The organism is Wolbachia endosymbiont (group A) of Anthophora plumipes, from assembly GCF_964028115.1.
Lineage (GTDB): Bacteria > Pseudomonadota > Alphaproteobacteria > Rickettsiales > Anaplasmataceae > Wolbachia.
The window spans coordinates 88,067-106,680 of sequence record NZ_OZ034756.1; the positions used below are offsets into that span (position 1 = coordinate 88,067).

At 34.0% G+C, this 18,614-nt stretch carries 20 protein-coding genes and 3 pseudogenes; 17 read left to right on the plus strand and 6 right to left on the minus strand.

Annotated elements, in window-relative coordinates:
- Positions 1-49: 49 nt before the first annotated feature.
- From ABWU75_RS00445 to ABWU75_RS00470, 6 genes are all read left to right on the plus strand, one after another.
- Positions 50-1,858 carry a peptidylprolyl isomerase gene (locus ABWU75_RS00445; protein WP_353286843.1) on the plus strand — a complete coding sequence of 603 codons (1,809 nt, stop codon included), beginning with the start codon at positions 50-52 and terminating at the stop codon, positions 1,856-1,858.
- Between the two features lie 93 nt (positions 1,859-1,951).
- Complete coding sequence (locus ABWU75_RS00450) at positions 1,952-2,089, plus strand: hypothetical protein (protein WP_264688331.1); 138 nt, start codon at positions 1,952-1,954, stop codon at positions 2,087-2,089.
- Positions 2,082-2,468, plus strand: a complete 387-nt coding sequence (locus ABWU75_RS00455) for a DNA repair protein RadC (protein ID WP_353286844.1) — start codon at positions 2,082-2,084, stop codon at positions 2,466-2,468. Before ABWU75_RS00450 ends, ABWU75_RS00455 begins: the two co-directional genes overlap by 8 nt.
- Positions 2,468-2,671, plus strand: a complete 204-nt coding sequence (locus ABWU75_RS00460; RefSeq protein WP_353287050.1) for a JAB domain-containing protein — start codon at positions 2,468-2,470, stop codon at positions 2,669-2,671. The genes ABWU75_RS00455 and ABWU75_RS00460 overlap by 1 nt, the downstream gene beginning before the upstream one ends.
- A 102-nt stretch (positions 2,672-2,773) precedes the next feature.
- A complete protein-coding gene (locus ABWU75_RS00465) occupies positions 2,774-3,109 on the plus strand; it encodes a helix-turn-helix domain-containing protein (RefSeq protein WP_065094946.1) in 336 nt (111 codons plus the stop codon).
- A gap of 1 nt (position 3,110) precedes the next feature.
- The gene (locus ABWU75_RS00470) at positions 3,111-3,473 is read left to right on the plus strand and encodes a helix-turn-helix domain-containing protein (protein WP_065094947.1); all 363 of its coding nucleotides are present in this window, start codon (positions 3,111-3,113) and stop codon (positions 3,471-3,473) included.
- 188 nt (positions 3,474-3,661) lie between these two features.
- Here ABWU75_RS00470 and ABWU75_RS00475 read toward each other — a convergent pair whose 3' ends face one another.
- On the minus strand, positions 3,662-4,678 hold the full coding sequence (locus ABWU75_RS00475) for a hypothetical protein (protein WP_353286845.1): 1,017 nt from the start codon (positions 4,676-4,678) through the stop codon (positions 3,662-3,664).
- A gap of 177 nt (positions 4,679-4,855) precedes the next feature.
- Here ABWU75_RS00475 and ABWU75_RS00480 point away from each other — a divergent pair, with 177 nt between their 5' ends.
- The 8 genes and pseudogenes from ABWU75_RS00480 to ABWU75_RS00515 form a co-directional block, all read left to right on the plus strand.
- Positions 4,856-5,800, plus strand: coding sequence for a hypothetical protein (locus ABWU75_RS00480; protein WP_245611053.1), 945 nt, complete (start codon positions 4,856-4,858; stop codon positions 5,798-5,800).
- A gap of 51 nt (positions 5,801-5,851) precedes the next feature.
- Entirely contained in the window at positions 5,852-6,181 is a 330-nt protein-coding gene (locus ABWU75_RS00485) for a helix-turn-helix domain-containing protein (protein ID WP_007549995.1), read from the plus strand.
- A gap of 22 nt (positions 6,182-6,203) precedes the next feature.
- Positions 6,204-6,578: a helix-turn-helix domain-containing protein gene (locus ABWU75_RS00490; protein WP_007549999.1), complete on the plus strand. Its 375-nt coding sequence runs from the start codon at positions 6,204-6,206 to the stop codon at positions 6,576-6,578.
- A 294-nt stretch (positions 6,579-6,872) separates the two neighbouring features.
- A complete protein-coding gene (locus ABWU75_RS00495) occupies positions 6,873-7,013 on the plus strand; it encodes a hypothetical protein (protein ID WP_353287078.1) in 141 nt (46 codons plus the stop codon).
- Positions 7,014-7,022: 9 nt separating this feature from the next.
- The gene (locus tag ABWU75_RS00500; RefSeq protein WP_353273299.1) at positions 7,023-7,229 is read left to right on the plus strand and encodes an ankyrin repeat domain-containing protein; all 207 of its coding nucleotides are present in this window, start codon (positions 7,023-7,025) and stop codon (positions 7,227-7,229) included.
- 59 nt (positions 7,230-7,288) lie between these two features.
- Positions 7,289-7,465, plus strand: a complete 177-nt coding sequence (locus tag ABWU75_RS00505) for a hypothetical protein (RefSeq protein WP_353286846.1) — start codon at positions 7,289-7,291, stop codon at positions 7,463-7,465.
- Between the two features lie 50 nt (positions 7,466-7,515).
- Positions 7,516-7,708: pseudogene (locus ABWU75_RS00510) on the plus strand (hypothetical protein); the annotation flags it as partial.
- A gap of 205 nt (positions 7,709-7,913) precedes the next feature.
- Positions 7,914-8,105, plus strand: a pseudogene (locus ABWU75_RS00515) (hypothetical protein); the annotation flags it as partial.
- Here the strand turns inward: ABWU75_RS00515 and ABWU75_RS00520 are convergent.
- A protein-coding gene (locus ABWU75_RS00520; RefSeq protein ID WP_353286847.1) for an IS630 family transposase occupies positions 8,062-9,073 on the minus strand; the annotation gives its coding sequence in 2 pieces (ribosomal slippage) (positions 8,062-8,610 and positions 8,612-9,073; 1,011 coding nt in all). The pseudogene ABWU75_RS00515 and the gene ABWU75_RS00520 overlap by 44 nt on opposite strands.
- A 167-nt stretch (positions 9,074-9,240) precedes the next feature.
- Here ABWU75_RS00520 and ABWU75_RS00525 point away from each other — a divergent pair.
- The gene (locus ABWU75_RS00525) at positions 9,241-9,411 is read left to right on the plus strand and encodes a DMT family transporter (protein ID WP_353287051.1); all 171 of its coding nucleotides are present in this window, start codon (positions 9,241-9,243) and stop codon (positions 9,409-9,411) included.
- Positions 9,412-9,432: 21 nt separating this feature from the next.
- On the opposite strand, the pseudogene tnpC reads toward ABWU75_RS00525, so the two are convergent.
- The 3 genes and pseudogenes from tnpC to ABWU75_RS00540 form a co-directional block, all read right to left on the minus strand.
- Positions 9,433-10,748, minus strand: a pseudogene (gene tnpC, locus ABWU75_RS00530) (IS66 family transposase).
- A gap of 473 nt (positions 10,749-11,221) precedes the next feature.
- On the minus strand, positions 11,222-13,312 hold the full coding sequence (locus tag ABWU75_RS00535) for a hypothetical protein (RefSeq protein WP_353286848.1): 2,091 nt from the start codon (positions 13,310-13,312) through the stop codon (positions 11,222-11,224).
- Between the two features lie 8 nt (positions 13,313-13,320).
- Positions 13,321-14,793, minus strand: a complete 1,473-nt coding sequence (locus tag ABWU75_RS00540; protein ID WP_353286849.1) for a hypothetical protein — start codon at positions 14,791-14,793, stop codon at positions 13,321-13,323.
- A gap of 392 nt (positions 14,794-15,185) precedes the next feature.
- Between ABWU75_RS00540 and ABWU75_RS00545 the strand changes: the two genes are divergently transcribed.
- Positions 15,186-16,091 (plus strand): DMT family transporter, encoded by a 906-nt coding sequence (locus ABWU75_RS00545; RefSeq protein WP_353286850.1) that lies wholly within the window; start codon positions 15,186-15,188, stop codon positions 16,089-16,091.
- Positions 16,092-16,138: 47 nt separating this feature from the next.
- Positions 16,139-17,446 (plus strand): UDP-glucose dehydrogenase family protein, encoded by a 1,308-nt coding sequence (locus ABWU75_RS00550; protein ID WP_353286851.1) that lies wholly within the window; start codon positions 16,139-16,141, stop codon positions 17,444-17,446.
- Between the two features lie 17 nt (positions 17,447-17,463).
- Here the strand turns inward: ABWU75_RS00550 and ABWU75_RS00555 are convergent, their stop codons facing one another.
- Positions 17,464-18,606, minus strand: coding sequence for an MFS transporter (locus ABWU75_RS00555; protein ID WP_353286852.1), 1,143 nt, complete (start codon positions 18,604-18,606; stop codon positions 17,464-17,466).
- Between the last annotated feature and the right edge of the window lie 8 nt (positions 18,607-18,614).

Genomic DNA, 18,614 nt, shown 5'->3' on the forward strand with positions numbered 1-18,614 from the left:
ATTAAATTATCACTATTCTATAATTAACCATTAATTAACTGAGTTTAAAATGAATGTTAAAAATTTTTTCACTAAAGTAACCGTTGTCCTTTTAGCTTGCTTATTAGTCTTCATGGGAATTGGCAACCTTTTATCAGGTGATGATGAAAAAGAAGAGGTAGCTAGGGTTGGAAAAGAAGTTATAACGTCAGATGAGTATAAATCACTATATCAAAATTATGAAAAGCAAATTTCTGGATCTGATGCGAGTAGAGAACAAGTAAAAAAGCTGAAATATGATTTGCTTAACGCACTTATAGAGCAAAAACTATTGTTTAACCTAATTAGTGAGCTGGGGTTGACAGCTGGAGAAGAGTCTATAAAAAACCATATTAAAAATACCAAATACTTTCAAAATGATAAAGGCGAATTTGACAAAAATAAATTCCATGAAACGCTAAATGACCTGCATATGACAGAGAAAGAGTATATAGCAAAGCTAGAGAAAGTTCTGCCTGCAATGATGTTCATGACTTCGTTATTTAAAGATAATTATCCGGTAACTTTTGGCGAGAGAGTTGATGAGCAGATATACAAAAGTCGCTACCAAACTAGAGTGGTTGATATTGTTAAAATAACTGAAGATGCAGTTACAAACATTCCTGAACCAGATGATCAAGCCTTACTTGATTTGTACGAAAGAAATAAATCCCATTTTTATTATCCTGAGTATCGAACTGCGCAATATATTTCCCTAGGCCAAAAGTATTTTGAAGATCAAATCAAGATCTCAGATGAAGAAGTTGATGGTATAATAGAACAACAGGAACTAAAAGATCAAAGAGATGTATTCAATGTAATATTTTCTACCAAAGAAGAAGCTGAGACAGCAAGAAGAGCATTTGAGGAGGGTAAAACAAGCTTTGAACAGATAGTAGGAGAGTTTGGCAAAGCAAAACTTGAGGAAACTAGAGTAAATAATATAACTAAGGATTTTTTACCAGAAGACGTGAGGGAAAAGGTATTTGCTCTCAAAGTAGGTGAAGTAAGTGAAGTTTTAGCAAGCAGTTTTGGTTGGCATATAATAAAAGTGGAAAGTGCGCATCAAATCTCTGATGAAGACTTAGTTGATTTAAAAAAAGACATAAAGTCAATTCTAACTAACCAAAAGTCTTTTGAAAGAGTCAATGATTTCATAAACCAAGTGAACTATAAGATATACAATGGTTCAGAAATTGAAGAAATATTGAGTGAATATAATTTACCTATACAAACTATTGGTCCAGTAGATGCGAGTGGAAAAGATCAAAGCGGTAATAACGTAGGAGATTCTAGTGATTTGATTTCTTTCATTTTTTCGCGAGAAAAGGATCAGAAAGGTTATTTCAAGGGCGTTGGGGACGCTGTTGTTAGTGTAAAAATCATTGATATCGTTCCACCCAAATTGCAAAGTTTTGAAGAAGGCAGGGCATTAGCGGTAGAGCTTTGGTGTAGTGAGTTTATAAAAGAAAGAATGTTTAAAATTGGGCAAGAGGTTGCAGTTCAACTAAGAGAAAAAACAGATTTGGAAGAAATTCAAGGTGTGGAATTAGTTAAAGGTCAGCAGATGCAACGCAATGAAGTGGATCAACAAAACTACCCCTTTTCTTTTGTAGAAGAGATTTTCAATATGAAAACAACTGGTTCAGTGACAGACCCTATTCAATACAATAATGAAATTATAATAGGTGTTCTAAAAGAAATGCATTCATCAAATGGTAAATTAAACACGCTTGACACCGGAAAACGTGTGATGATATCGCTAAAAGAGCAATTAATTAGCTATCTGGAATCAAAGTATAAAGTCGAAGTTAATCACGCTATACTTGATGATATATAGTCAAAAATCTTATAAGTTGCTTCAAACGCATCCAGTGCCCAGACACACAACTGTACGAACATTGCGATTTGAGAGCAATCTTCACTAGGAAGGATGTCATCCCAGTGCCCAAGCAACAAGGACAACATTGCAAATTTAGAGTTCAAAAGGGTTATTCCTCGAGAACTACTGCGTCAGAAAGCTGGCGCTGAATTTGTATATAATGTTGATCTTGGGGGTTTTTATGAATAATAGTGAGAGAAAAGAGAAATTAGAAACTCGTATTCTATCAAGTAGAGGTAGGTCTTTACTTGACCATGAGCTACTGGAACGTAATCTATCTGCGTGTGCAGAAGGAAGAGAAGTCGCTAAAAGGCTAATGGAGCTCTTTAGTAGTTTAGGAAGGGTAATTAATGCTGATTTTTATGAGCTAAAAAATGTTACAGGAATGAACGATGGAGCAATAGCAAGTATCTTTTGTCTGAAAGAGATTTTTGATAGGATACTGAAAGGTAAGTTAAAAAAATTGTCAATTCTTGATAATAGAGAAGAGCTACTAAAATACTTTAAAGCAGCAATAGGGCAGTCACGAAAGGAAAGCTTACGAGTAATATACTTATCAGGGAAATAATAAAACAGGGATTACTGATTGATGCAGCATCTGTTGCAATTTCACACAATCATCCAAGTGGAGATATAGAACCTTCAAGGGAGGATGAGGATAACACACTTACATTAGCTGCAACCTGTGAAAATGTAGGAATGAAATTAATAGATCATATAATCGTAACACAGAAAAGCCACTTTAGTTTTTATGACAGTGGTTTATTGTAATCTGTAGACCGGAAGGAAAGTTCTCCAACTTTCCTTCTTTTTTTCACTTTATAAATTAAAAAATTCAATATAAGCTTGAACAGCTAAAATTAGTAATGAAAGGTGGAATTAGGCAAAAAAATAAAAGAGCTTAGGTTATACTGTGGTTTGACACAAACTGAATTAGGAAAAAGAATAGGTGTTTCATATAGACAGATACAAAGGTACGAAAATGGTTCAAATTGCATTTTAGCTAGTAGACTATATGACTTAGCAAAAGCCCTATCGATTGATGTTGCTGATTTTTTTACTGATGTGCATGACGACTCACATGAAGCTTATGATGAGGAGATATTAAAATTAGTTAAAGGATACAATGAAATTAAGAGCAAAAGGTTACGTAGTGTAGTTTATATATTGGTAAAATCTTTTTCTCAAAGTATATTATCTGATACGTAAAATGACCATACAACATCCTATCGATAAGCAAATAGGTGAAAGAATAAGGAAAAGAAGGCTAATGTGTGGTTTTAGCCAAAGAGACTTAGGAAAAAAGCTTGAAATTTCATTTCAGCATATACAAGGATATGAAACTGGAGAGGTAAGGCTTGTAGTTGATAGATTATATAATTTGGCAGAAGCTTTGTCAGTTGATATGTCATATTTTTTTACTAAAACCTCTGAAGACTTACGTGATAAGGCCTTCCATAGTGATGTAGGTAGCGAAGAAATATCAAGATTAGTAAGAGAATATAGAAAAATTAAAGATGAAACATTGCGTGATATTGTGCATTCAGTGATAAAGGCTCTTGCTAACAAATAGTACAAATTTTAAAGTTCAGGTATTTTTTATAATATAAAACACTTCTACAAGCAATACTAATTAAAGTAAATTATTTATGGTAAATTTGATTAAGTTTTAAAAACTACTTTACTTTGTAATAGTTAAATTGTTTACTATTTATTTCTGATAGACAAGTGGCTATGTGAAACATAGCCACTTGTCTCCAATCAAGAACGTCCTACGGATGTCGTTTTGTTGTCTTTTAATTTATTCACCCAAGAAAAGGTCTCACTACTTTTAGAATTTTGGTCGCCCCACCTTCCACATCTAGTAAAACAGCCTTTTTCTACTGCTTCTTTAACAGACATTCCACCAAATAAACAACCCTTTCCTACGATTTTTCCTATTTCTTGCAACTCGTTCCACATTTCTTCATCTTCTACCTCAATTTGTACTTGATTATAGTCTGCTGTGTCATGGTATACCATTAAATTTAGCTCTCCTAGGCTAGTATAAAATGTGACTGCAAAAGCACTGTTATCCGATATATCCACGTAGTCTCTTTCACCGCCTTTCCCAGTTTTGACTTCAACTTCACCATCACCTATTTTTATAACATTGCCACCAAGGTTTAAGTCTCCTTTACTTAAGCCCAAATTTTTTGCACCTTCTACAACTTTAGCAACATCAACTATGCAGCTATGTGAAAATTCCATATAGAAGGTCTTATTATCGATTTCTACATTTTCAACAGTTCCTTCTATAGTAGCGTTCTCTCCAACTTCCCTGAGTTTTGTGAGCCTACTATATATTTGTGGCTCAATTTCTTTTTGCACCTTTTGATGAATTTCAGTTATTTTCTTATCAACTTGTACATTAAAATCTGCTCCATTTATTGTAACGTTAGCGAAGCCAAAGCCATCTTCATTGGCAGCATTTATTCTTATTCCTAAGTCCAAAGCTTCATCGATAACTTTACTTAACTCGTTTATATTTTTAGCTGCAATAGCTTTTTCCAGGAATTCATTTAGTTTCATATTTTCATATTCACTTAGTCTTGTCCTGCATAAAGCTGATCGAAATGGATTGAGCTCCTCAGGATATGTTAAGACAGGTAATTTACTAATCTTTTTATTCGCTGTTGGAGCAGCTTTTATAAAATTAGGTAATAACCCTTCTTTTGCTATTCGCTCTACCGCTTTTAACATTTTACTAGACAATTTTTTACCATTTATTTTTTTCATTGTAACCCTCACTTAATTTCATTACTATTCAATCATATCGTGATAAATATTATTTAATTGTTAATATTATACGACTTATTGATTTACTATATGTTATAATAACAAGTTTTACGGGCATTTACACTAGAAAAACACATCTTGTAAAAATTATTTCAATTTCAATCAAAGTTGGGTATTGTGATTGTAAAACTGAAAGAAATGGATCTCTTGTCTTACTCCACTGAAAAGTTGAAGAAGCATTGTCAGCTACTTGATAATGAAGAAAAAATAATTCTATATGAGCAGCTGCTAGACAAGGCTAAAGACATACTTGAAAATTCAAGAGATAATGTTTCTGAACTGAAAAAGATCAGTAAAGCTGCTGTAGCAATAGAAGAAACCACCGATAAGCAGTTACTAGAAAAGTTTAATGATGACCACCCGCTAAGAGAAGTGGACATTTTAATCTACTCTCCTCAGGGAAATACTGAATATCTATTCAGCATAGATAACTCGTCAGAGCTTTATGATTTAAAAGAAGATAAGGATAAAGCTCTTTATAATGCAGTAAAATCAAATGATGTTGAGCTTGTAAAAAAGCTGCTAATGATCCTTTTACCTACAGAAGTAGGTAATTTTGATGTAGAATACTTGGAAGAATTGAAAATATTGCTGTCAGGAATTCACAAAGAATTGCAATTATCACAAGATATGAAAAATTATCTTGTGAAGACGATAAAGTTCTATAGTTTTTTATGTAGTAATTTTAGCTTATTAGTTGCAAATCCTACTGATGTAAAAGCTATGATCAATCTATTTGCTACTCAACCAAATATTGATTACCAAATAGATAAGCTTCTGCTTTCTTTTATTGTGAGAGATGTTGAGGAAAAAAAGCTAAATTCTGAAATCAAACACATGATAGAGCTTCTTGAGCAGCATGAAAGATTTGCTGAGCTCGAATATAAGGTTAGAAGATTAAGATCAGAGTTTGCATGTGGCAAAAGCAGATATTCGGCTGAAGTAATACGAAATAGCATTGCAGAACGAGAAAAAGAGATGAGGGAAATTGAGAAAAAATACGTAAGGCCAAACGATTTAATTAGCGAGAGGCAGAAATTATTAAAGCAATTACTTTGCTAGCTTTTTTTCCACTTCATAAAATTTGTTGTAAATTTGAATAAGAGGTGAAAAGTGCAATTAGGTAAAAAAATAAAACAACTTAGGTTAGATCGTGCTTTGACACAGACCGAATTGGGAAAGAGAATAGGTGTTTCGTATAGACAGATACAAAAGTACGAAAATGGTTCAAATTGTGTTTTGGCCAGTAGATTATATGATTTAGCAAAAGCACTATCGATAGATGTTGCTAACTTTTTTACTGATATGCATACTGACTCACATGAAGCTTATGATGAAGAAATACTAAAGTTAGTCAAAGGATATAACGAAATTAAGAGCAAAAGGTTACGTAGTGCAGTTTATATATTGGTAAAATCTTTTTCTCAAAGTGATAATACATAGTTAATATTATCTGATACGTAAAATGACTATACAACATCCTATCGATAAACAAATAGGGGAAAGAATAAGGAAAAGAAGGCTAATGTGTGGTTTTAGTCAAAGAGACTTAGGAAAAAAGCTTGAAATTTCATTTCAGCATGTACAAGGATATGAAAGCGGAGAGATTAGGCTTGTAGTTGATAGGTTATATAAATTAGCAGAAGTACTATCGGTTGATATGTCGTATTTTTTTACCAAAGCCTCTGAAGACTTACATGATAAGGCCTTCCATAGCGATGTAGGCAGCGAAGAAATATCAAGGCTAGTGAGGGAATATAGAAAAATTGAGGATGAAACTCTGCGTGACATTGTTCATTTAGTGATTAAGGCTCTTGCTAATACAGGCTTTAAAGCATAAATTCTCTCCTTGAGTCGTTGAAGAAAACTTAAACTTTCATTTTCTTCATCATTTTGCTTTTGATTTTCTTTCACTTTGATGCGTGTAGTTATACCCTACACAAAGTATAATGTTTTAAAAATAAAAACCTGCACCATAAAATATTGAGATTTAGAATATTAACTTATAAAGTCTTTTCGGCAGTTTTAGTGAGGGTTTATTAGCAAGGATGTTGGAGGTTAGAAATGACTATATCTGAAGGTGTAATACAGGGTATAAGGCATAATGATAAGAACGAGATAGGGGAATGATTTTTTGGTCAAGATGGCTGTGCATCATCCAGCTAAGTTTGATAGCTTAGAAGTAACAAAATTTTTAGTAAATAATAAAGGTGTAAGTTTTAACACTAAAACTAATGACGAAAACAAGCCTATTCATATTGCAGCTGATTTTTGAAATATTGATATTGTAAAGTTTTCTCTTAATCAGGGAGTAGAAGTTGGTACAAAAGGTAAAAACAATTGGACTCCTTTGCATTATGCTACCAATAAAGGATATCTAGGAATTGTAAAGCTTCTAATAGAAAAGCAACAACAAGAATCATTTATTAATAATTCTAAAACTACAGATCAGTCTACTATGCTGCCAAGGAAGGACATTTACCATCTGTAGAATTTCTCATAGAAAAAGGAGCAAGAATTGATATTAAAAATTCCAATAATAGATCACCATTGGAACTTGCAAATGATGGAGGACATGAAGAAGTTGAAAATTTACTAAGAAATGAATTACTTCTTGATGCTGTCAAGAGAAAAGACTGCAGTGGAGTAGAAGCTCAACTTGATAAAGGGGCTAATGTTAATTATGTACGTCGAGAAGATGGCTGTGCACCATGCTGTCAGTTATAACCATGAAAATCTTGAGTTTGTGAAGTTCTTAGTAGGGAAAGAAAAGGTGAAATTATTTAGCACCAAAAATTAAAGAAGATGTAATAAATGGGAGACAGCCAAGAGGCTTGAAATTAGCTGATTTGAGAGAAATGCCGATGTTGAGGAGTGAAACAGGTGGAAAAATTCTACGGTCTTAATTTACAAAAGCAACAGTATGTGCTAGAAGGAGCTGCTACAAAGGGTCATGCCAAAAGATGTTGAGGAAGTCAAATTTGATATAAATCAATGTTGCAGAAGCTGACACTCAATTATGTGAAAATATCAGTGTAGATAGTAAATATCTTAGCATAATTAGTTTGGATGCAAAAGCGGTAAAAAATGCCTCCTATGTTCTCCCTTTAGCTGAAATAAAGACATAGACCCGCTGCAAAAGGAAAGTTGCTGTTTTTATCATTTTTGTTTTGCAGCAGGTCTTTTATTGGAAGATCATTCAGCTCCAGGAATTGCATTTGGCCTTAAAAATTTTGTCAGAATTTCTTATGCAACCTTACAGAAACAATTAAAAATAAAGTACAACAGTATTATTAAAGCGTGTAAAATGCTAATACCAATTCTCATTGTTGGTCAGTCAAATAGGAGACATTGCAGAGTTGTTTAATTGTGGAGCTGGCAAGAGAAGTAATAAATTTGCACAAAGCACCCTCAAGCAGAGCAATTGTATCGTATATTTTATTGCGCAAAATGTTCTGTTTTATGTATAACCAAAGCCTCTCAACAGGATTAAGTTCAGGTGAATATGGAGGTAGGTATATAATCTCAATATTTTTAGCTACCTTTAAATTTTTTGACTTATGCCAACTAGCACAGTCCATAACAAGAACAGCTTCTCTTGTCCCTAGATATTGCGACATTTGCTCAAGAAATACATTCATGCAATCAGTGTTAACATTTGGTGCAAATAAGCTAAAACTCTCTCCATTTTTAGGATTAACTGCACTGTAGAGATAAAAATTATGCCTACCTAATTTTATTTTAACCCGAGTCCTAGTGCCTTTTTTAAACCATCCATGCCCAACTTTCGAATGTGTGCCAAACCTTGATTCATCAAAGAAAAATAGCTCTTTTTCTGGATACTTGCCAATAACTTCATTGAGATTTTTTTTTGAATTCCTCTTGTTTACTTTTATCTTGTACGTTGTGTACTGGTCTTGGTGTAATATATGAAAATTTCATCTTTTGCATATGGCAGTGTACTGTAGATTTGCTGATATTTAATCCGAACTTTTCCTGGATTCTTATTCTCATTTCTTTAATGGTAATATTAGGATTTTCTTCTATACATGCTTCAATTTGCTGTAGTTGAGCCTGATTTAATTTAGTTTTTCTACGGCGTGATGGAGGAGCAAACAGTTTTTCTTCTCTGCCAAATTTCAAGAGTTTTATCCACGAAGTTAGTGCGCTTCTTGAAATGCAATATATTTTTGCTACAGCCGTTATACTATGCTTTTTTGCCGCAATTACAGCATTTAGTTTTTTTGAAACATATGCATTGTTCCTTACTTTCTTCAGCATTTCTTTTGCTGATTCTACTACTTTTTCATCCAATAATTTTGATCTTAATGCCATTTAAACCTCGCTACTTCACTTACTTTAGTATGGCTTTTTTTCCATTATTGTCTATCCGTTCTTTGTATAGTGGGAATTGGTATAAGTGAACTTTTAACATTCTTATGTATAATATATCAGTAAGATGGAGTTAGTGTATGGCCTAGGCGTATTTGCTATTAGCTGGTTTGGTTGAGATAATATGGACCACAGCACTGAAATATAGCAATGGCTTTACTCGTGTTATACCTGTAGTAATTATTTTAGTTAGCGGTTCTGTGAGTCTTTACTGGCTATCGTTAGCAATGAAGTCTATTCCCCTTGGTACATCTTATGCAGTTTGGACTGGTATAGGGTAACCGTTCACGGAGTATTCCCAATTAAGAAGGAATAGCGACTAAATTCTGTAATTTCTGGACAGGGTTCTGATTATTCAAACGTGAAGTCAAAAATATCGAGAGCATTCTTTCAACGAACTTTTCTCCACGTTTTGACCAAGTGAAAAAGCTATTTTTACGATAAATGACATACCTTCTACCTTGACGTTCTGCAAGATTGTTTGTTGTCTCAATCAGATCAGGACTTCGCACAAATTTCCACATCATATCTTCAGAACGCAGAATATTGGCAGCCATTCTCGAGGCTTGAGTTCCTTTTGCAACCCTTGTTATCTTTTGCAAAAAATATTTCACCCTTTTTCTAATCTTTCTCATTAACCAACAAAATCTTAAATTATCTATCAGGTTTTGTTTACGTGCTCTATCTATCACAAACACTCTATTGATCAGCGATTTTAATGCTGCGCCGATTTGACTCACTTCAACATTTTTACTGAAGAAAAACCTTTCAAAGTCCCTTGCTAAGTGGGCCCAGCAGATCTGTCACGACTAAAGTAATTATATGCAGCATACCTATCGCTTATCTTAGTACTCTGGTAATAACCCTTTCAACACTTTCTTTCCGCGAGATCCAACTAACTTCATAAGTGTTGCTGTTTTATTCGTTACTACCCAACCTTTCTTTCCCTGATTTCTATTGGCTCGTTTCATCTATGTGCAAATACTTACTCTCGTTCAGCTCTTCTCTTATTTTTTCGTATTCTGATATACATTTTTCTGATACTTTACCCTCAGTTTTGATATCAAACCTAGGCTTATGTTCAGATTAAATATACTGCTTAAAATCTGTTGTACTTCTCTTTTTGAGTTGATAAAAAAGCCAGTAAAGCTGCTGATTATCGCTTCGGCATTGGGTCTCAAAAGATTCCAATCAACACCTTCAGGTAGACTAGCTGAGATCCTTTTCTTACATGCCTTACAGTAACCTTTTTGCAGCATATACTCAGTTACTATTGGCTTAATTTCTGGCAGCTCTACCTTTTGGTGTATAGTGTCTTCTTCTAAAATAACTTGGCCTCCGCACACACAAATCGAATCAATCGAGCACTTCACAATCTCATCTGCTTCCATTAACTCTCGCTTGTGCGCTTCATGTCCTGGTTGCCCTCCTGGATTCCTGTTACTCTTCTTTTTTGTTTTTTTACATCTTGTGATGGTGGTAGAGATAAATTTTTTGAATTTAAACCCAGCTTGTCTTGTAACTCTATTACTTCCTTTCTAAGATTTTCTATCTCCGCTTTCAGATCGGCATTTTCTGACTCTAACACCACAATCTTCTCTTGCAGCACTTCTATAATTAAACCCTCTCTATCTAGCTTATCTTCTCTATACCACTATACCATTTTTGTAAACTACTTTCTTATATCGTGAACGGTTACTAGAAAAGCTTTCGAACTACGCAAGGGTATCTTTTTGCCTTTACTATTTCTTTATTGTTTTAAGGCAACTGTCTGAGCTCCTCTGCCTTAGCATTATATCTCCACTTTCTGCAAGTTATTCCATTAAGTAGTAAAAATATTAGACTTGCTGCAAAACTAAGAAAAAAAGACCAAAGATAGAGCAGATTGAACTTACAGTAAAAATAGAACAAAAAACTCCAACAATAAATTGTACAAACTTCATCAGGTTAACTTTAACTTAAGAAAACATAAATCAAATTTTCTTGCTAAAAGACCTTACTTTTTCTCCAACCTTACTCAAACGCACTCTAGCTTAATGCATAATTTTACCCATAAACAACCTTATCTTTGGTACTTTTATTAGTTACAAGTCATCTAGAAAACCCAGATGCTCTACGAAGCCCACCAATCAATATCAGATCCTGCTCTTGTCCTATAGCATTCAATATAGCGTATAACAAAACCATCGCATCTCCCCCAGTAATACGCTTGCATCCTCCACAAAATTCGTATTCACTTAACTGTCGATTTGCCTCCACCCTTTTTCGTTCAACTTGCTCTGCGGTGTTAGCATACTTCAACTCTATTCCAATTGGATGAGTATCATCATTTTCCGCAGATTTTGATAATACTAGGTCTATTTTCCTTCCTCTCTGTAGCTGGAACTCAATAATTACCTTGGCAGGATTACCGCAACTTTGAAATATCCCACGCAACAAAGCCTGAAATTTAGCTTCATTGTTCACGAGTAGACGGTTTCCATTTAATAACGGAGACAACAGACGAGAAATCTCATTAAATAAAACTTCATACCTAGCCCTGTACTCACCATTAACATTACCATCATTACCAAAATTAGGCTCAGCACTCATCAACTGATCTGCAAATTGATGTAAGTTCCTAACATTACCCATTTGTTCTGAAAACCTTCCCTCGAAATAACCTTCACTATGAGAACGTGAGTAAGCACGTAGTGATTCGAATTTCTTTGCATAAGCCACTTCCAGATGACCCTGGACATCTACTTTACAAAGTACTTGACGCACCTTAGCATCATCTGTGGCTTGAGGTAGTAACGACAGGTTCAATGCCTTATCTGGTAAAGTCTGCCACTTTAAACGACGAAAAATGTGAAGCACAACAAAACCAATATTTGATAAAAATAGAGCTAAAGTTAACGCATGTCTTACAATATCTGCTGCATCTCCCCTACCACCTGTACGTTTCATTTTCTCTCCCTGAGAGTGGTTAAATAGATACTTGGTAACCCTTACCTCCCGCCCATCATCTGTTTCTAAGTCCCTCCTTGTAGATAAAACATTTCCAAAAACAAACGATGACGTACAGGAAAAAGTATTACAATGAGGAGATTGAGTGAACTCTGATGCTATGGGTTGTAAAAAACGTTTTACATTTCCCCTAACTCCATTTCCATGAGGATGTAGTAAACCTGGTATTAAGGAAAGACCACCTTCTGAAAAGGCCTGCACAGAAGTTCGGAGACCAGCACCTCCACGTAATTGAAAATTTAACGCTACACAAACAGCACTTGGTGATGAGGTATGAATAGGCAAAGACGAAACAGAACAACTTTTAGCATAATCTTTAGCTTGCTCTAACCCTTCCTCATCACCAACCTTCAACTCAATTATAATTGGAACCGAATCATTTGCCTGATCAACACCACGAACAAGCAAAACAACATCTGCATAACCTTTTCCTATAAGTAGCTCTGGGTAGAAATCAGCCACAGCTCGGTATCTAAAATTTACTAAAAAACCACACAGAAAACCGTGGTAATCAGACTCTGCACGAAACACTAAGCTATCTTCATGTTCATCATGGATATCAATAACATATTCCAAAATTCTTTTAACATTAGTACGCACTTCTCCTGCATCATCATTTGCCAACTCATTCATCAGGTCTAACAATTCACCTTGTTCTCTGATTGGGTTAATTTCATGAAAAATTGGAGCTCCAGGTTCATCACGTTGAGGAAATCTATCTATTTCATGAATAAACCTACATTCTTCTCCAAACCGAAATATTTTATACTCTTCCCAGTCCAGATCCTCACCTTCCTGTAATTCTTGTGGAAGATTCTCTGCTACCCACTGCTTCTCTTCTTCGCTAAACCTTGATCCAGGGCTGTTCTCATTATCAGCAACAGTATAACACCTGACTATTCTTCTATTTTCTTCATTAGTGAGAACAGCAACTTTTAGATTTCCACAGTTGTCAAAACGAAAATAGACTCTTTCATCTTCAACTAATATACCTGCATCATGTGCGGTAGAAAACATACCAAAGAAGAATGTAGGAAAAAAGCCAGGCTTATTAGCCGAATGCAAAAAAGATGCACAGTTGTTTAAAAAACCTACAAATTGTCTACTAAACTCATCACAACCTCCACTTAATAAAGCCCTAACTAATTCACGATCTTCACTATTACTATGCATAAATACTCCTATTTGTTAACAACTGCAGCAGGCGAAATACTAACACTAGTACCCACTAACGTAGATTGAGGACCTTCAGAACTAGCAGAGGATAAACTCAAGCTTTTCTCCGATTTGCACAACTCTTCTATTAAATTAGAGGAGCTAGTTGCACCTATCATCTTAGAATCCCTTGTTTTGTCTAAACTATTTGCTATCCTCTTTTTTAATGATTCAAAGCTTTTGTCTGAACAACAATCTTTAGCAAACTTTAAAATACTCAAGACCAAATCAACTTTTTCACCATCGCCAGCACTTTGAGTATCCTTGCTGCTCTCCTGATCTACAATCAAATTTGAAATTGCATTTTCCATTGCAACAAAAGCAATCCTATCTTTAAAAGGATCGACAACATTTATTTTATTTTGGTTAAATACACTAGATTCCCAAAGACTGCTAATAGCTGACCTTGCTTCATTCCTGTTATCCAAGTCATAATCTTTAGAAACTACAACAAATGAAAGCGATGATAGAAGATGTGCATATCCTCTAGGTGAAAGCATTTTCTCTACTTCAGATCTTGAACATCCCTCGCTCAAGTACTGGATAACATACTTAGTTGTGTAAAGAAAACCGTGCTCTACTAAGCAACTAAGAGGACGATAGATCACACCCCTATCTTTCTTATTCGGTAGCCCGAGTAGTGACTTATGATCTACTTTTGCGCTTATGACTTTACCTAGAATGGAATTTAAGGTAGCAGCAAGTTTATAGCTAGATTGCAATGGAGATAATTTTGCAATAGCAGAAACTAGCAATTTTTCTCGCCCTTCTTTCACTAATTTTTCTTCAGAACACAGACGATTATAGAAGTGTTCCACTCCCTTACTCCACTTGAAATCTACAGCCTTATTAAATCCATCTTCTGCTTCTATATTTTCTCTAAGGTTACCTGATTCTTGATCAATCCAGAAATTGAAAACAGGATCACGTCTTCCCATGGAACTTAACAATTCAACTCTTGCAAGCTCATCACTGCAAGCTAAATTCCTATCTTCCTCACATGCGCCTTTATGAGATAAGTCAGATCTAAAAGACTCTAACGCCTTGTCAAATAATTGCTTAATTTCACTCTCTACACACTCAATACATGCTATTTTATATATAGCAAATGGATTCAACACACCTGATTTAGCTAATTCTCCTACCAATTTAGCAACATCTAGTGTCGCACCTGACCAACAAGATTCATCACGAAACGCATTACATAAGAGGTCCGATTGCTCAACGGTTAGACCCTCTACTGTTACAGGGTGAGCCTTGACCCATTCCTCAATAGCTGAAGTTCTATCACCTTTAACAACATCCTTCAGCTTACTTATTACTTTGCTAGAGATAATCTCTTTATTTTTTTTAGGATCAGAACTGAGACGAGATCTTTTGCTTGGGCCTGCATTACCCTTCAAATCTTCCGTTCCACGTTTAGTTTTACTTTTTGGCATCTAATTACCTCAAAATCAAATATTCAATGAAGGTATTATACAAGCATTAGAATAATATACAAATCGAAAAATTAGTGTGCACCTAAATTTAAGCAGTAAGTATAGACCTGCTGCAAAAGAGGAGATATAAAGAGAGATGTAGCAAGAGGGAAGATGAGCTTAAATTATCAAATCAACGTTATTCTACTTTACCTCACTAGCATTTTCCTTACCTTGAACCTTACTATTACTCACAAATATAAACATTCGTTACGTAGTTCTTAATATGTCTACAGAGACGAAATTTCCCGAATTATTTATAATTAACCCTCACGATCACATTCTGGGACCATACATCAGAAAACTTTTATATTATTAGTTTTGTACATCATATCTATTAAATCAGAAGCTTTATGGATTATAGACTGAGAGCTTATTTGTTTGGGGTTATCTGGTTTATACTTAGCTTATTTAGTAGTGTAGCTAATGATACTATATCAAAATATCTAAGTTTACATCTTCAGAGTTTTGAAATAATTTTTTTCCGCTTTCTGTTTACCACTATTACCCTTGTACCTTTTATGTTTTACTATGGAATAGAAGCTTTTAAAACAAGTCAAATATCTATTCAAATAACTAGAGGAGCACTGTTGTTCTGTGGAATGGTCTTATGGACCTATGGATTGAGTACTTTCCCCATAGTAACTGCAACGATTATAAGTTTTTCTATACCATTATTTGTTATATTTCTTGCAATCCCTTTACTAAACGAAAATATAATTTGGCAAAGATGGATAGTAACTATTATTGGTTTTGCTGGTATTGCTATTACTATCAAAGCTCATAGTGAAGACTTTAATCCTAAAATTCTTATTTTTATTGTATCTGCATTAATCTTTGCTATATTAGACATACTTAATAAGAAACTTGTGATAAAAGAGTCAGTAATAAGTATGTTATTTTATTCAGCTCTAATGACAACTGTTTTTTCTACTCCACCTTTGTTATTTTATTGGCATATGCCTTCCTTGTTGGAATTAGTATTACTGCTGATTTTGAGAATTAATTCAAATCTAATTTTGCTCTTTATGTTAAAAGCTTTTACTCTTACTGATGCTACTGCACTTGCACCTTATAGGTACATAGAGCTAATAATTTCTGCAATAGTAACATACGTTATATTTAATGAATTACCTGATAAAAGTGTTTTACATGGTACTTTGATATTAATACCGTCAACCTTATTTATAGTTTACTCGGAAGGTAAGGCAATTAAGAAAAATAATGTAACAACAAAAGTTTATGACTCTCATTGTTAATGGTATTTATTTTAGATGCTAAGCTATATTTTTAAGGTGATAATAAAATGCACATAACTATTATAGGAGTAGGGTATGTAGGCTTAGTATCTGGTACAATGTTATCGGAGCAGGGCCATAAAGTTGATTGCATTGACATAAATACTGAGAAGATTGAACTTTTGAAATCAGGGAAAATTCCTCTATATGAACCTGAATTAGCAGATTATTTAGAGAATAATATAAAGTCACAAAGGATAAGATTTTTCGATTCGTATTTTCAAATAAATCCCAATACAGAAGTAGTATTTATAACTGTAGATACTCCATCAGACTCCCTAGGAAATGCAAATTTAAAGAATGTATATAATGCAGTAAGTGAAGTTTCTGAGAGAGTTAATCAAGATTGCTTAATAGTGATAAAGTCAACTGTTCCTCCTGGTACTGCAGAAAATATACATAATTATTTATCTAATAAGGGCTATAACTTTGATTTGGGGGTTAATCCAGAGTTTCTCAAGCAAGGCTCTGCAGTATCAGATTTTTTATACCCAGATAGGATAATAATAGGAGTAAAAACTAAGCTAGCTAGGGCAAAACTAGAAGTTATATATAGATCATTTATAGATAAGAATATTCCGTTAATAGTCACTGATACAGTTACTGCTGAAATGATTAAATATGCTTCTAATGCTTTTCTAGCAACAAAGGTTGCTTTTATCAATGAGATGGCAGATTTATGTGAGCTATTAGGAGCAGACATTGACCTTTTAGCTAACAGTATGGGAATGGACCATAGAATAGGTAAGGAATTTCTCAAAGCTGGTCCAGGATTTGGAGGATCATGTTTTCCTAAAGATTTATCAGCCTTAATAAGGCTTGCTGAAGATCACAATGTCAAGCTACAAATTTTAAATTCAGTTAAGGAATCTAACTATAATCATATAACAAACATTGCTAAAAAGGTAGAATATCTATTAAATGGAGTCCAAAATAAAAAAATAGCAATATGGGGGCTAACTTTTAAGTCTGGTACTGATGATGTAAGAAATAGCCCAGCTATAGATATTGCACAATTGTTAGTGAATAACAAGGCTAAAATTACTGCATATGACCCAATGGGGATGGATAATGCTAGGCAAGTTCTAAAGGATATAGAGTACGCGGACAATGCTATAGGGGCTGCAAGGGACGCGGAAGCCTTGTTATTGTTAACGGAGTGGAAAGAATTTAAAAATCAAGATTTTGCAAGTTTAAAGAGTATTATGGCTGCACCTAATGTTTTTGATTTCCGTAATTTATTAGATAGCGAGCTATTACTAAGATATGGTTACCATGTTTATCCCTTGGGTAAAAAATCTATCTACAAAGTTTAACTGTTGAGAAATGTTTTTTACACCGCTTTACTTAGTTTTTTAAGGTCTTTGCTTGATAATATGGAAAAGCAAACGAGTGCAACAACAGAGCAAATGGAAAAAAATGAAAACATAATACTGTTACCATAGTGTTTAACAAGTACTCCTAAGAGCACGCATGAAAATATTGAACTTGCAATATACCCAAATAATCCTGTTAAGCTTACAATTGCACATACATTATTTGTGGAGCAATTTACAGCTATAACACCTGTCAGTACTTGCACTCCAAATATAAAAAACCCTGATAAGATTGCGCCAAGGTTCATAAGAATTATGTTTTGACCAAAGTTCATTACAATAAAAGTGAGTGCTATACCCAACATGTAAAGTAATGCCAGCAAGCTTCTATTTTGAAAGAAGTACATATCACTAATTCTTCCTGTGATTAAAGTTCCAAGGATTCCACCTAAATCATACACGCCTGTTATTAGTGAGGATTGTACAAGAGAAATTTGTAATTTATCCTTTAAAATTATAGGAAACCAAAAGAAGATTCCCATTTTTATAATATAAGCACAAAAAGTAGCACAACATAGAAACCATATGGAACTTGTTACCTTGATACCTATTTGAGATTTCTGCACCTTATAATAGGTAGTAAAGTTGGCACTTTCTTTGTAATATGCTTTTAATATTATATAAATTCCAAAAAGTAAGCATAAGAGACCAGAGTACAAAAATGCACTTTTTGCATCATATATTTTAATTATACTTGGTAATACAATTAAAGTAATACAAGAACCAAGTTGCTGAGATGCGCTCATAACTCCCCATGATGATGCAATTGAAGAGATGCTAGAGTTTGTAACCATAAACTTGGTAATAGCTGGCCAACCTAACCCTTGTGTCCAAGCTAATAATATTAATGTTAACAGTAATAAAGTTAGATTATTATATGATAAAGTTACACCAATGGTTAATAATCCAGTTGTAATATTGCATAGCCCAAACATAAATAATGGATTATTTTTGGAGTCCATGATTATTCCATTAACGAATTTTGATACTCCATAAAAAAAAGAAAAGCAAGCAAAAAAATAGCTTAATTTTACATGGTCAGTATCTATTAACAGTGGTAGAGCAATTGGTATACTTTGTCTTGATAAATAAAGCAGCATATATCCAC

Coding starts and splice junctions, on each gene's coding strand:
- ABWU75_RS00445 (WP_353286843.1), top strand. CDS start 50: ATGAATGTTAAAAATTTTTTCACTAAAGTAACCGTTGTCCTTTTAGCT.
- ABWU75_RS00450 (WP_264688331.1), top strand. CDS start 1,952: ATGTCATCCCAGTGCCCAAGCAACAAGGACAACATTGCAAATTTAGAG.
- ABWU75_RS00455 (WP_353286844.1), top strand. CDS start 2,082: ATGAATAATAGTGAGAGAAAAGAGAAATTAGAAACTCGTATTCTATCA.
- ABWU75_RS00470 (WP_065094947.1), top strand. CDS start 3,111: ATGACCATACAACATCCTATCGATAAGCAAATAGGTGAAAGAATAAGG.
- ABWU75_RS00475 (WP_353286845.1), bottom strand. CDS start 4,678: ATGAAAAAAATAAATGGTAAAAAATTGTCTAGTAAAATGTTAAAAGCG.
- ABWU75_RS00490 (WP_007549999.1), top strand. CDS start 6,204: ATGACTATACAACATCCTATCGATAAACAAATAGGGGAAAGAATAAGG.
- ABWU75_RS00535 (WP_353286848.1), bottom strand. CDS start 13,312: ATGCATAGTAATAGTGAAGATCGTGAATTAGTTAGGGCTTTATTAAGT.
- ABWU75_RS00540 (WP_353286849.1), bottom strand. CDS start 14,793: ATGCCAAAAAGTAAAACTAAACGTGGAACGGAAGATTTGAAGGGTAAT.
- ABWU75_RS00545 (WP_353286850.1), top strand. CDS start 15,186: ATGGATTATAGACTGAGAGCTTATTTGTTTGGGGTTATCTGGTTTATA.
- ABWU75_RS00550 (WP_353286851.1), top strand. CDS start 16,139: ATGCACATAACTATTATAGGAGTAGGGTATGTAGGCTTAGTATCTGGT.
- ABWU75_RS00555 (WP_353286852.1), bottom strand. CDS start 18,606: ATGCTGCTTTATTTATCAAGACAAAGTATACCAATTGCTCTACCACTG.